Source organism: Ancylobacter radicis, from assembly GCF_018449475.1.
Lineage (GTDB): Bacteria > Pseudomonadota > Alphaproteobacteria > Rhizobiales > Xanthobacteraceae > Ancylobacter > Ancylobacter radicis.
Genome location: NZ_JAHCQH010000004.1, coordinates 145,249 through 156,912 on the forward strand (window position 1 = coordinate 145,249; position 11,664 = coordinate 156,912).

Here is an 11,664-nt window from a genome sequence, read left to right on the forward strand (position 1 = left end):
TGTTGCAGTGCAGCGTCACAGCCGCGGCATCACAGGAACAGCATCACCACGCTGGCGGCGACGAGGGCGGCCATCACGTAATTGACGATGCGCTGCTGGCGCGGGGTGGACAGAAGCCGGGCCAGAAGCGCGCCGAAGCCCGCCCAGATGGACAGAGAGGGCAGCGTCACGATGCCGGAAACGACTGCAATCACAAGGATTTCCGCCATCAGCCCGTCGCCGCCGACGGTGGTGAAGGCGGGCACCATGGAGAGCGCGATGGTCCAGGCCTTGGGGTTCACCCATTGGAACAGGGCGGCCTGAAGCAGCGTCATCGGCTGCTCCACCGCCGTTCCGCCCCCCGTGCCGCCGGCATTGGCGATCTTCCAGGCGAGGAACAGCAAATAGAGCGATCCGATCACTTTAAGTGATTGATGGGCATAGGGAATCGAGAGGAACACGGCGCCCAGGCCGAAGCCGACCGCGATCACCATCACCATGAAGCCGACTGTGACACCCCAGATCTGCGGCAGGGTGCGCCGGAAGCCGAAGGCGGCACCCGATCCGGCGGAAATCATGTTGTTCGGCCCGGGGGTTAGCGCGCCCGCAATGGCGAACAGGAACAGCGGGACGAGGTGGGCCGTGGCGAGCGGATCGGCGGCGGACACAGGCACGGGCGGCTCCCTATTGGTCAGCAGTGCTGACATTTTTCGCCACTAAGCGCCCGTTTCAACGCGGGCGCAACCCGAAAGCAACGCGCGCCCGACGACGAAAAACGGCCGGATTATACATCCGGCCGTGGTGGATTGTCGGTGCAGTCAGGTGGACGATCCGGCCAGTCTGTCCGATGGGACCGACGCCCGGACCGCGCCGCCCTCAATGCGCGATGAAGAGGGGCACGGGCGGGTTGGCGAGCAGCGAGGCGGTGACGCCGCCGAGGATCATTTCGGCGAAGCGGGAGCGGCTATAGGCGCCCATCACCACCATGTCGGCGCCGAAGCGGGTGATCTCCTTACCGATCGCCGCCGTCGCCGCCTCGTCGCTCATATGGGTGTGGATGGCGTTGACGCCGTGGGTCTTGAGATAGGCGGTGAGCTGGGCGCCGGAGGTTTCGACGCCCTTGCTGCCTTCCGCCACGGTGACGACCTCGACCTGATCGGCGGCGGTCAGCAGGGGGAGGGCGAAGCGCACCGCGTGGCCGGCTTCGCGGGAGGGTTTCCACGCCACCAGCACCTTGCCGATCCGGGCGGGTACCGGCTTGCCGGTCGGCACCACGGCGACCGGGCCGTTGCAGGCCAGCGCCAGATGCTCGGGCAGGGTGGCGGCGAGCTGGTCGTCCACCGTGCCATAGGGGGTCTCGCTCACAACGGTGAGGTCGGAGAAGCTGACGGCGTCGCGCAGCGCGGCGGTGACGTCGCCCTCGATGGTCTCCCAACTGCCCTGGACGCCGCCGAGGGCCTGCTCGAACTGCGCCTTGAGGGTGGGCTCCTTGGCCTTGGCCTCGTTGACCAGCTCGTTGACATAGATCGACAGGGCGCGGCCGACGCGCGGCACGCCGGTGGGATAGAGCGTATAGACGGCCCGGATGGCGGCCCCGGACTGGCGGGCGAGCGCGACGGCGAAGGCGAGGCGGTCGGCGAAGCCGGTGTCAGCGGAGGCGTGCAGGAGAATCGTGCGGATAGCCATGGCGCGGTCCTTTCGATGGGCGGATCGATTTATGATTTTGGTATCGATTGGTCTTCTTGCCGGCTCACCCTAGGTGAAGTGGGGCGGTTGCAAATCGGGAAAACCCCCATCCGCACACTACCAAATGCTGAGGGTTACATTGGGGAAACCGGCTTCACGTCCGCGCGAAGTCGGCTTTTGAACGATTGTCACAGGTTGGAGCCTTACTAAGGTGATCTGCGGAGTCGGGAGCGGCTCCAGCGATCAGGGGAGCCTTCATGAATCGTCGCCTCGCGGCCTTTGCCGCCACCTTCGCCGTTGTTCTCGGCGCCACCGCCGTCATGGCGCAGTCGGACGTGATCAAGCAGCGGCAGACGCTGCTCAAGGAATTTGGCGATCTGACCAAGCCGGTCGGCGGCATGCTGCGCGGCAGCAATGCGTTCGATCTTGCCGCCGTGCAGGCCGCTCTCGACACCTATGCCAAGAGCGCCAAGGAACTTCCCGCTCTGTTCCCGGCCGGTTCCGACACCGGCGATACCGATGCCTTGCCGGCTATCTGGCAGGACAAGGCGAAGTTCGACGGGCTGTTCGCCAAGCTCGCCAGCGACGCCACGAGCGCCCGCGCCGCGATCACCGACGAAGCCAGCTTCAAGGCGAATTTCCCCGGTGTGATCCGCACCTGCGGCACCTGCCACGACAGCTTCCGCAAAAAGAGCTGATCGTGCGGGCCGACACTCCCGCCGCGGCCTCGGTGCTCGCCTGGGATCTGCCGACGCGGCTGGCCAAATGGCTGCTGGCCGCGCTGGTGGGGCTCGCCTTCGCCAGCAAATATTACGGCGACCCGGCGATGGTCTGGCACCAGTGGAACGGGCTCGCCATCCTCGTGCTGGTGGTGTTCCGGCTGCTGTGGGGCGTGGTGGGCGGCAGCACCGCCCGCTTCGCGGCCTTTGTGCGGGGGCCGTCGGCGCTGCTCGGCTATGTCGGCGGACTGCTGAAGGGCCGGCCGGCGCATTATCTCGGGCATAATCCGCTCGGCGCCCTCGTCATTCTCGGCCTGCTCGGCCTGGTCGCCGCGCAGGGGCTCACCGGGCTGTTCACCACCGACGACATCATCGTCTATGGCCCGATGACGCCGGTGGCGAGCGACGCGACGATGGCGCGGGCCTCCGCGCTGCACCAGCAGATCTATCCCTTCCTGCTGGCGCTGATCGGCCTGCATGTGGTCGCCAACCTCGCCTATTCGCTGTTTGGGCGGGACAATCTGGTCCGCGCCATGATCACCGGGCGCAAGCCCGCGGCCGCTTATGTGGACCGCGCCCCGGCGACGCCCGGCTCGGTGATCGCGGCGCTGACCTGCCTCGCCCTGGCGGTCGCCATCGTGTTCGGCGGTATCGCGCTGGCGGGCGGCAACCCGTTTCCGTGATCCGGCGCATGTGACCGCGCGTGGCGCTTGCGGGGCGGGGGGACTCATGCTCCAAGGCGCCGCATGAACGCGCTCAAGGGGATCGCGCTGCAGATCGGCGCGACCTTCCTCTTCACCATCATGTCGGCTCTGGTACGCATCGTCTCGGCCCATGTGCCGACCGGCGAGGTGGTGTTCGCGCGCTCCTTCTTCGCGCTGTTCCCGCTGCTCGTGATGCTGGCCTGGCGCCGCGAGATCGGCGCCGCGATCCGCACCGCCAACCCGCTCGGCCATATCATTCGCGGCACGGTCGGGGTCTGCTCGATGGGGCTGGGCTTCTCGGCGCTGGCGCTGATCCCGCTGGCGGATGCGACCGCGATCGGCTTCACCGCGCCGCTGCTCACCGTCATTCTGGCCGCGATCTTTCTGCGCGAGCGGGTGCAGATCTATCGCTGGGCCGCGGTGGTGGTGGGGCTGGGCGGCGTCGTCATCATGCTGTGGCCGCATCTGGCCGGCGATTTCGACACGCCCGGCCACAAGATCGGCGCGCTGATGGCGCTGATCGCCGCCGGCTTCACCGCCGGGGCGATGATCCAGGTGCGCCGGCTCACCCAGACCGAGACCACGCCGGCCATCGTGTTCTATTTCCAGGCGCTGGCGGCGGTGGCGGGGCTGGCCAGCGCGGCCTGGGGCTGGGTCATTCCCACGCCGCTGGAGGCGGTGCTGCTGGTGAGCACGGGAATCATCGGCGGTGTCGGGCAGATCCTGCTCACCGAGAGCTACCGTTACGCGCCGGCCTCGGTGGTGGCGCCGTTCAGCTATTCGGCCATGCTGTGGTCGCTGCTGCTCGGCTTCATCCTGTTCGCCGAAGTGCCCCCGCTGCTGGTGCTGCTGGGCGGGGCCATCGTCATCGGCGCCGGGCTGTTCGTCATCTGGCGCGAGCGCCAGCTCGGCATCGACCGGGCGAAGGAAGACGCGGCGGCGACGCCCCCGGCGGGGCCCGCACCGTAGCCCCGCGCCCTAGCCGCCTCAGGCTTCAGAACGCCTTGAAGGTGATGAGGGTGCGGGTGTCCTGGATGCCGGGCAGCTTCTGCACCTTCTCGTTGACGAAATGGCCGATATCGGTGCCCTCCGGCACATAGAACTTCACCAGCAGGTCGAACTCGCCGGCGGTGGAGTAGATCTCGGAGGCGATCTCGGAATCGGCCAGCGCGTTGGCGACCTCATAGGAGCGGCCAAGCTGGCATTTGATCTGCACGAAGAAGGGGACCATGGCGGCAATTCCGGCGGGTTCATCAGGACGCGCCACAGGACCAGAAGGGCGGCGGGCGCGCAACCCCGGCGGTGCCGTACGGTGCCCGTACGGTGGCCCCTTTCCGGGCGATGGCATGTCCCGCTTGCACGACACCGCGCCTTCGCCTATCTGCCGGACACGACAAAACCGTTGGGGTGCCCGAAGGGCTGAGAGGCGACGAGCCAACCCACGAACCTGATCCGGGTCATGCCGGCGGAGGAAACGGGTCGCGCTCGCTCCGGCACCGGGGCGGGGTGCGCGTGCCGTCCGCCCGGCGGGGGGAGCGCAGAATGACATTCGCCACAGCGCCGGCAACGGCCATCGCCGTAACCATTGCCGGCTCCGATTCCGGCGGCGGCGCCGGCATTCAGGCCGACCTGAAGACCTTTTCCGCGCTCGGCGTCTACGGCGCCTGCGTGATCACCGCGCTGACCGCGCAGAACACGCAGGGCGTCACCGCCATCCATGACGTGCCGGCGGATTTCCTGGCGGCGCAGATCGACGCGGTGTTTTCCGACCTCGCGGTCAACGCGGTGAAGATCGGCATGCTCTCGCGTCCCGAGGTGATCGAGGCGGTGGCGGCGGGGCTGGCCCGGCACGGGCAGGAAAATGTGGTGCTCGACCCGGTGATGATCGCCGCCTCGGGTGACCGGCTGCTGGTGCCGGAGGCGATCGACAGCCTGCGCCGGGTGCTGCTGCCGCGCGCGCTGCTGATCACGCCCAACCTGCCGGAGGCTGCCGCGCTGCTGGGCTCGGCGGTGGCGGGCGACCTCAGCGAGGTGCGCGCGCAGGCGCAGACGCTGCTGGCGATGGGGCCGAAGGCGGTGCTGATCAAGGGCGGGCATGGCGAGGGGCCAGAGAGCGTCGACGTGCTGCTCGATGCCGAGGGTTTTCTGGAACTGTCGGCCCCGCGCGTGGCCACCCGCAACACCCATGGCACGGGCTGCACCCTGTCCTCCGCCATCACCGCGCATCTGGCCAAGGGCCACTCGCTGCGCGCGGCCGTGGAGGGGGCGAAGGCGTATCTGACCGCCGCCATCGGCCGGGCGGATGATCTGTCCATCGGCCATGGCCATGGGCCGGTGCATCATTTCCACGCGTGGTGGTGAGGGGTTGGTGGTGAAGCTCTGGCGGTGAGGGCCTGACAGGGGCGGGTGGGCTCGTAACGGAAGGGCGGGGCTGCTATCGAGGCGGCGTCGCCCCCCGCGAGTTTCCAGCGTGCCCGTCCTCGCCCCCCGCATCGCCATCCCCGCCGCCTATGCCGGGCTGTTCTTCGGCATCGGCGTCTACATCCCGTTCTTTCCGGTCTGGCTGGAAGGGCGCGGCTTCGACGCCGGGCTGATCGCGCTGACGCTGTCCGTGCCCTTCGGCATCCGCCTGTTCACCATGCCGCTCGGTGGGCTGGTGGCCGACCGCAGCGGGCGCCCGCGCGCCACGCTGGCGGCCTATGGGGTGATGACGGCGCTGGCCTTCGCCGCGGTGGCGCTGGCGCCGGGCACGGTGCCGATGCTGCTGGCGCTGGCCGTTGCGGCCTCGTTCTGGCAGCCGAGCCTGCCGGTGCTCGATGCCTATGCGGTGGCGCGGCGCGCCGAGGGGCGGATCGATTATGGGCGGGTGCGGCTGTGGGGCTCGCTCGCCTTCATCGCCGGCAATCTCGCCGGCGGCTTCCTGCTGCCGCATCTGCCGGCCGACGCCACGGTGTGGATGATCGTCGCCGGCAGCCTGGTCGCCGCGCTCTCTGCCCTGACGCTGGAAGAGGTGAAGCTGCCGGCGCGCACCGGCAAGGCCGGCTTTCCGCGCATCTCCCGGGTGCTGGGGCTGGCCATTCTCGCGGCGGCGCTGGTGCAGGGCTCCCATGCCACGCTCTACGCCTTCGCCTCGATCCACTGGCGCGCGGCGGGGCTGACGGATTCAGCGGTCGGGCTGATGTGGTCGATCGGCGTCATCGCCGAGGTGGCGCTGTTCCATGTCGGCACGCGGGTGACGCAGCGCCTCGGGCCGGAGAAGCTGCTGCTGATCGGCGGGCTGGCGGGGCTGGTCCGCTTCGGCGCGATGGGGCTCGATCCGCCCGACGCGCTGGTGCCGGTACTCCAGCTCCTGCACGCGGCGAGCTTCGGCTGCACCTATCTCGGCACGGTGGAGATGGTCGCCCGCCATGCGCCGGAGGGACGGGGCGCGGCCGTGCAGGCGCTGGCGGCCTGGGCGACGACGATCGCCATGGCGCTGGCCACGCTCGCCGCCGGGCCGCTCTGGCAGGGCTTTGGCGGCCATGCCTTTCTGTTTTCCGCCGGGCTGGCCGGCGCGGGCGCCCTGACCGCCGCGCTGCTGCGCCGGGCCGGCTGATCAGCCCCAGAGCGCCGGATCGGGCGGCAGGACGCGGCTGCCCTCATAGACGAGGCCGGGTTCGCGGTCCTGCGCCAGCAGCAGCGGGCCGTCGAGATCGACCACGCTTGCCATCCCCGCCAGCATCAGCGCCGGGGCCATGGAGAGCGAGGTGGCGACCATGCAGCCGACCATGATGGAGAGCCCGGCCGCCTGCGCGGTGCGGGCCAGCTCCAGCGCCTCGGTGAGGCCGCCGGTCTTGTCCAGCTTGATGTTGAGCGCGTCATAGCGGCCGATCAGATGGCCGAGCGTGTCGGATCCATGCGCGCTCTCATCGGCGCAGACCGGCACGGGGCGCGCGATGAAGGAGAGCAGCGCGTCGTCATCGGCGGGCAAAGGCTGTTCCACCAGCTCGACGCCGGCCTCGGCGCAGGCCGCGAGGTTGGCGGCGAGGTTGCCGGCGTTCCAGCCCTCATTGGCGTCGACGATGAGGCGGGTGTCCGGCACCGCGCGGCGGATCGCCTTGAGGCGGGCCATGTCGCCCTCGGTGCCGAGCTTGAGCTTCAGCAGTTCATGGCCGCTGGCGGCGGCGGCCTGCGCCATCGCCTCGGGGCTGGCGAGGCTGATCGTGTAGGCGGTGACCACCGGGCGGGGCGCCGGCAGGCCGGCAATCTCATGGACAGGCCGGCCGGTGAGCTTGGCTTCGAGATCCCACAGGGCGCAGTCCAGCGCGTTGCGGGCCGCGCCGGCGGGCAAGATGTGCTGGAGGGCCTTGCGGTCGGCACCCGCCACGATCGCCCGGCGGGCCTGCTCGATGGTGGCGACGACATCCTCGACGCTGGCGCCATAGCGCGCATAGGGCACGCATTCGCCGCGTCCAACCGCCTTGCCCAGCCGTATCTCCACCTTGACGACCACGGCTTCCGTCTTCGAGCCGCGGGCGATGGTGAAGCTGCCGCGAATGGGAAATCGCTCAATGTCAACGGAAAGCGCGGGCATGATGGCAGCCGGTCTTGGTGAGACGAATCACGTTTGCCACCTTAGGCGGCAAGCCGCGAGGGTGGCCAGAGGTGCATTATCTGGGGTTGCGGTATAGCCGTGCGTCACAAGGAAAGCACACTTTCTGGTGTAGATGGCCTATGCATCATCATGGTACCGCGAAACGGGGCTGCCGGCTCGACAGAGCGTAAGCTGCACTTGTATGAAGCAAAAGGGCAATTGCGAGCAGGCGCCGCTGCAAGGCTGGGGCTGAAACAGGATGGGAGCCGCTGATCTTGGGAGCCGTTGAGGCACCGCTGCTCGCCACGGCGCGCCACGGGCGCGAACTGGTCTTCGTTGGCAATGGCCGTTGGGTCGCCGCGCAGGGACGGGCGCTGGAAGGCGCTGTCGAGGCGGCGCTGGCGGAGCTGCGCGCGGGCCAGGCCGAGACGGCGCGGCTCGATTTCTCCGGCGTGCGGCGCCTCGACACGGTCGGCGCGGTGATGCTCGACCGGATGATCCGCGAGCTCGACAAGGCGGGCGTGCGCGCCCAGCTGGTGGGACTGGAGCGGCGCTTTCACCCGCTGCTCAAGGAAATCACCAATGGCTGCCACGAGGTGCCGCCGGTCAAGCCGCATGCCAGCGCCGTCGTCGGCGGCCTGGAACTGGTCGGCCACGTGGTGGTGGAGACGGGCCGGGACACGCTGTTCTTCCTGTCTTTCATCGGCGCGGTGGTCGCGGCGCTGCTGCGCGTGCTGGTGCGTCCGCTGACCTTCCGCTGGACCTCGATGGTCTATCACCTGGAGCGCACCGGGCTGCGCGCGGTGCCGATCGTCGCGCTGATCACCTTTCTGATCGGCTGCATCATCGCCCAGCAGGGCATCTTCCATTTCCGCAAATTCGGCGCGACGACCTATGTGGTCGACATGGTGGGCATTCTCACTTTGCGCGAACTTGGCGTGCTGATCGTTTCCATCATGGTCGCCGGCCGCTCCGGCAGCGCGTTCACCGCCGAGCTGGGCTCGATGCGGATGCGCGAGGAGGTGGACGCGCTGCGGGTGATGGGCTTCGACCCGAATGAAGTGCTGGTGCTGCCGCGCCTCGTCGCGCTCGTCATCGCCGTGCCGCTGCTGACCTTCATCGGCAATATGTGCGCGCTGTTCGGCGGCGGGCTGGTCGCCTGGCTCTATGGCGACATTTCGCCGACGATTTTCGTGGCGCGGCTGCAAGAGGCGATCGGCCTCAACACTTTCGAGGTCGGCATGATCAAGGCGCCCTTCATGGCGGCGATCATCGGCCTGATCGCCTGCATGGAGGGGATGCGGGTGGGCGGCAGCGCGGAATCGCTCGGCGCCCACACCACCGCCTCGGTGGTGAAGGCGATCTTCCTGGTCATCGTGGTGGACGGGCTGTTCGCCATGTTCTTCGCCGCCGTGGACATGTGAGGCGGTGCTGACGACATGATCCACACCTCCCATACCGCTTCCTCCGTTCCCGACATCCAGCCGGGCGAGCCGATCATCTCCGTGCGCGACGTGGTGGTCGGCTTCGGCGAGCGCACCATTCTCAAGGGCCTGTCGCTCGACGTGATGAAGGGCGAGATCATGGGCTTCGTCGGGGCCTCGGGCGGCGGCAAGTCGGTGCTCACCCGCACCATTCTCGGCCTGGTGCCGAAGCGGTCGGGCACGGTGGAAGTGTTCGGGCAGGACCTCGACACGCTCACCTATGAACAGCGCCGGCAACTCGAACAGCGTTGGGGCGTTCTGTTCCAGCAGGGCGCACTGTTCTCCTCGCTCACGGTGCGGCAGAACATCCAGTTCCCGATGCGCGAATATCTCGACCTGTCGCCCGCGCTGATGGACGAGATCACCATCGCCAAGGTGGAAATGGTCGGGTTGCAGCCGGATGTCGTGACCAAGATGCCGTCGGAACTCTCCGGCGGCATGATCAAGCGCGTGGCGCTGGCGCGGGCGCTGGCGCTCGACCCGGAAATCCTGTTCCTCGACGAGCCGACCTCGGGTCTCGACCCGATCGGCGCGGGGGAATTCGACGAGCTTATCGCCACGCTGCAGCAGACTTTGGGGCTGACCGTATTCATGGTAACCCACGATCTCGACAGCCTTCACACCGTTTGCGACCGCATCGCCGCCCTGGCCGATGGACAGGTCATCGCCGTGGGACCGATCGACACGATGCTCGCCTCCAAACATCCCTGGGTCACCGCCTATTTCCATGGAAAGCGGGCCCGCGCGGCGGGCTTCGTCGAGCAGGGGGCGCGCTGAGCCGGATCATGGAAACACGCGCCAATTACGTCACCATCGGCCTGTTCACCCTCGCCATCATCGCCGCCGGCTTTGCCTTCGTCTGGTGGTTCACCGGCTCCTCCGGCCGCGGACCGCGCGTCGCTTATGACGTGGTGTTCAACGGCGCGGTGAGCGGGCTCCAGACCGGCTCCGCCGTGACCTTCAACGGTATTCCCGTGGGCGAGGTGACGGGGCTGCGGCTTGACGAGCAGGATCCCCGCCGCGTGGTCGCCACCATCGCGGTGCAGCCGGCCACGCCGGTGAAATCCGATACCCGCGCCCAGCTCGACGCGCAGGTGCTCACCGGCCTGTCCTCGGTCGGGCTGATCGGCGGATCGGCCAGCGCCGATCCGCTGCCGACCCCGCCCGAGGGCCAGCTTCCGCGCATCCAGGCCGATGCCAGCGCGGTGCAGGACCTGATGCAGGGCGCGCGCCAGGTGATGGGCCGGGTCGACGACATCGCCCGCCGGGTCGACGACCTGCTGCGGCTCAACGAGACCAAGATTTCCTCGGTGATCGACAATGTCGACAAGTTCACCACGGCGCTCGGCAATAATTCCGGCAATATCGACCAGCTCATCACCGATGTGAGCTCGGCGGCCAAGCGCATCGACACGCTCGCCGGCAATCTCGACCGCACGGTCTCCGCGATCCAGCCGGAGAAGGTGACGGCGATGGTGAACGACATCAGCGATTTCACCGCCCAGCTTCAGGGCATGTCGGGCAAGATCAATGCGATCCTCGACAATGTGAACGGGCTGACCGCGAGCGAGGAAGGCAAGGGCATGTTCGCCGAGATCACCAGCGCGGCGGCGGAAGTGCGCAAGCTGGCCGCCAATCTCGACGTGCGCACCGCCGAGCTGACCGTGAACATCAACAAGTTCACCGGTCCGGGACTGCGCCAGTACGAGGCGCTGGCGGTGGATGGGCGCCGCACGCTGGCGGAGATCGAGCGGGTGTTCCGCAATCTCGAGCGCAATCCGCGGCAATTCATCTTTGGCGGCCAGTCGGTCCCCAACTATACGGGGCGCTAGGCGATGCGACGGACGGATGGCGAGAGCAGGGACGGGCGCGTGACGGGAACAGATATGAGCCGCAAGCTGGCAGGTTCGGCCGCCGTGGTGGCGCTCGCGCTCGGTCTGGGCGGCTGCGCGTCGCTGCTCGGCGGCGGCGACAAGGCCCTGCCGACCTTCGACCTGACGGCGCCGGTCGGCTTTACCGCCCCGCGCGCCGGCTCGGCCCAGCTCGTGGTCGCCGGCTCGACCGCCCTTCAGGTGCTCGACACCGAGCGGATCGTGGTCGAGCCGCAGCCCGGCCAGATCACCTATCTCGGCAAGGCGCAATGGGCCGACCGGCTGCCGGCGCTGTTCCAGGCGCGGCTGATCCAGACCTTCGAGAATGGCAGCCGCGGGCGCGCCGTCGGCCGTCCGGGCGACGCCATCAATGCCGATTACACGCTGCTGACCGACATCCGCGCCTTCGGGCTCCAGAGCTTCGGCGAGGGGCCGGAGGCGGTGGTCGAGGTGTCCGCGCGGATCGTCAGCTCCAGCAGCGGGCGCATCGTCGCCGCGCGGGTGTTCAGCGCCCGCGTGCCGGCGACGGGCACCGGCGGGCCGGAGGCGACGCAGGCGCTCGACGCGGCGGCGGACCAGGTGTTCGTCGAGATCGTGACCTGGACCGGCGGACGGGTCTGAACGGCGCTCCTCATCCGCGACCGCGCT

Annotated in this window: 13 protein-coding genes and 1 riboswitch; of the genes, 9 read left to right on the plus strand and 4 right to left on the minus strand. The window is 68.6% G+C overall.

What is annotated here, in order from left to right; genetic code table 11:
• Window positions 1-29: 29 nt before the first annotated feature.
• The gene (locus KIP89_RS00905; RefSeq protein WP_369807015.1) at window positions 30-653 is read right to left on the minus strand and encodes a LysE family translocator; all 624 of its coding nucleotides are present in this window, start codon (window positions 651-653) and stop codon (window positions 30-32) included.
• 202 nt (window positions 654-855) lie between these two features.
• On the minus strand, window positions 856-1,665 hold the full coding sequence (locus KIP89_RS00910) for a universal stress protein (RefSeq protein WP_213753531.1): 810 nt from the start codon (window positions 1,663-1,665) through the stop codon (window positions 856-858).
• A 257-nt stretch (window positions 1,666-1,922) separates the two neighbouring features.
• Between KIP89_RS00910 and KIP89_RS00915 the strand changes: the two genes are divergently transcribed.
• The 3 genes from KIP89_RS00915 to KIP89_RS00925 all read left to right on the plus strand — a co-directional run bounded on the left by KIP89_RS00915 (window position 1,923) and on the right by KIP89_RS00925 (window position 4,057).
• Entirely contained in the window at window positions 1,923-2,363 is a 441-nt protein-coding gene (locus tag KIP89_RS00915; protein WP_213753532.1) for a c-type cytochrome, read from the plus strand.
• A 2-nt stretch (window positions 2,364-2,365) separates the two neighbouring features.
• On the plus strand, window positions 2,366-3,067 hold the full coding sequence (locus tag KIP89_RS00920; protein WP_369807016.1) for a cytochrome b/b6 domain-containing protein: 702 nt from the start codon (window positions 2,366-2,368) through the stop codon (window positions 3,065-3,067).
• Window positions 3,068-3,130: 63 nt separating this feature from the next.
• Window positions 3,131-4,057 carry a DMT family transporter gene (locus KIP89_RS00925; protein ID WP_213753533.1) on the plus strand — a complete coding sequence of 309 codons (927 nt, stop codon included), beginning with the start codon at window positions 3,131-3,133 and terminating at the stop codon, window positions 4,055-4,057.
• Between the two features lie 25 nt (window positions 4,058-4,082).
• Here KIP89_RS00925 and KIP89_RS00930 read toward each other — a convergent pair whose 3' ends face one another.
• The gene (locus KIP89_RS00930; protein ID WP_213753534.1) at window positions 4,083-4,319 is read right to left on the minus strand and encodes an Lrp/AsnC ligand binding domain-containing protein; all 237 of its coding nucleotides are present in this window, start codon (window positions 4,317-4,319) and stop codon (window positions 4,083-4,085) included.
• A 162-nt stretch (window positions 4,320-4,481) separates the two neighbouring features.
• A riboswitch (TPP riboswitch) is annotated at window positions 4,482-4,579 on the plus strand.
• Window positions 4,580-4,630: 51 nt separating this feature from the next.
• Between KIP89_RS00930 and thiD the strand changes: the two genes are divergently transcribed.
• Window positions 4,631-5,449 carry a bifunctional hydroxymethylpyrimidine kinase/phosphomethylpyrimidine kinase gene (gene thiD / locus KIP89_RS00935; RefSeq protein ID WP_213753535.1) on the plus strand — a complete coding sequence of 273 codons (819 nt, stop codon included), beginning with the start codon at window positions 4,631-4,633 and terminating at the stop codon, window positions 5,447-5,449.
• A gap of 109 nt (window positions 5,450-5,558) precedes the next feature.
• Complete coding sequence (locus KIP89_RS00940; protein WP_213753536.1) at window positions 5,559-6,683, plus strand: MFS transporter; 1,125 nt, start codon at window positions 5,559-5,561, stop codon at window positions 6,681-6,683.
• Here KIP89_RS00940 and dgcA read toward each other — a convergent pair whose 3' ends face one another.
• Window positions 6,684-7,661 carry an N-acetyl-D-Glu racemase DgcA gene (gene dgcA / locus KIP89_RS00945; protein WP_213753537.1) on the minus strand — a complete coding sequence of 326 codons (978 nt, stop codon included), beginning with the start codon at window positions 7,659-7,661 and terminating at the stop codon, window positions 6,684-6,686.
• Window positions 7,662-7,936: 275 nt separating this feature from the next.
• On the opposite strand from dgcA, the gene KIP89_RS00950 reads away from it, so the two are divergent.
• Genes KIP89_RS00950 through KIP89_RS00965 form a run of 4 tightly spaced genes read left to right on the plus strand, consistent with a single transcriptional unit; the run spans window position 7,937 to window position 11,637 of the window.
• Complete coding sequence (locus KIP89_RS00950) at window positions 7,937-9,085, plus strand: ABC transporter permease (RefSeq protein ID WP_213753538.1); 1,149 nt, start codon at window positions 7,937-7,939, stop codon at window positions 9,083-9,085.
• Between the two features lie 15 nt (window positions 9,086-9,100).
• Window positions 9,101-9,922, plus strand: a complete 822-nt coding sequence (locus KIP89_RS00955) for an ABC transporter ATP-binding protein (RefSeq protein ID WP_213753539.1) — start codon at window positions 9,101-9,103, stop codon at window positions 9,920-9,922.
• Between the two features lie 8 nt (window positions 9,923-9,930).
• Window positions 9,931-10,977 (plus strand): MlaD family protein, encoded by a 1,047-nt coding sequence (locus KIP89_RS00960; protein WP_213753540.1) that lies wholly within the window; start codon window positions 9,931-9,933, stop codon window positions 10,975-10,977.
• Between the two features lie 54 nt (window positions 10,978-11,031).
• Window positions 11,032-11,637: an ABC-type transport auxiliary lipoprotein family protein gene (locus KIP89_RS00965; protein WP_213753541.1), complete on the plus strand. Its 606-nt coding sequence runs from the start codon at window positions 11,032-11,034 to the stop codon at window positions 11,635-11,637.
• The last annotated feature ends 27 nt before the right edge of the window (window positions 11,638-11,664 follow it).

Bases quoted from the DNA above. Each gene is read 5' to 3' on its own strand.
- KIP89_RS00955 (WP_213753539.1), top strand. From the start codon at position 9,101: ATGATCCACACCTCCCATACCGCTTCCTCCGTTCCCGACATCCAGCCG.
- thiD (WP_213753535.1), top strand. From the start codon at position 4,631: ATGACATTCGCCACAGCGCCGGCAACGGCCATCGCCGTAACCATTGCC.
- KIP89_RS00910 (WP_213753531.1), bottom strand. From the start codon at position 1,665: ATGGCTATCCGCACGATTCTCCTGCACGCCTCCGCTGACACCGGCTTC.
- KIP89_RS00965 (WP_213753541.1), top strand. From the start codon at position 11,032: ATGAGCCGCAAGCTGGCAGGTTCGGCCGCCGTGGTGGCGCTCGCGCTC.
- dgcA (WP_213753537.1), bottom strand. From the start codon at position 7,661: ATGCCCGCGCTTTCCGTTGACATTGAGCGATTTCCCATTCGCGGCAGC.
- KIP89_RS00925 (WP_213753533.1), top strand. From the start codon at position 3,131: ATGAACGCGCTCAAGGGGATCGCGCTGCAGATCGGCGCGACCTTCCTC.
- KIP89_RS00960 (WP_213753540.1), top strand. From the start codon at position 9,931: ATGGAAACACGCGCCAATTACGTCACCATCGGCCTGTTCACCCTCGCC.
- KIP89_RS00915 (WP_213753532.1), top strand. From the start codon at position 1,923: ATGAATCGTCGCCTCGCGGCCTTTGCCGCCACCTTCGCCGTTGTTCTC.
- KIP89_RS00930 (WP_213753534.1), bottom strand. From the start codon at position 4,319: ATGGTCCCCTTCTTCGTGCAGATCAAATGCCAGCTTGGCCGCTCCTAT.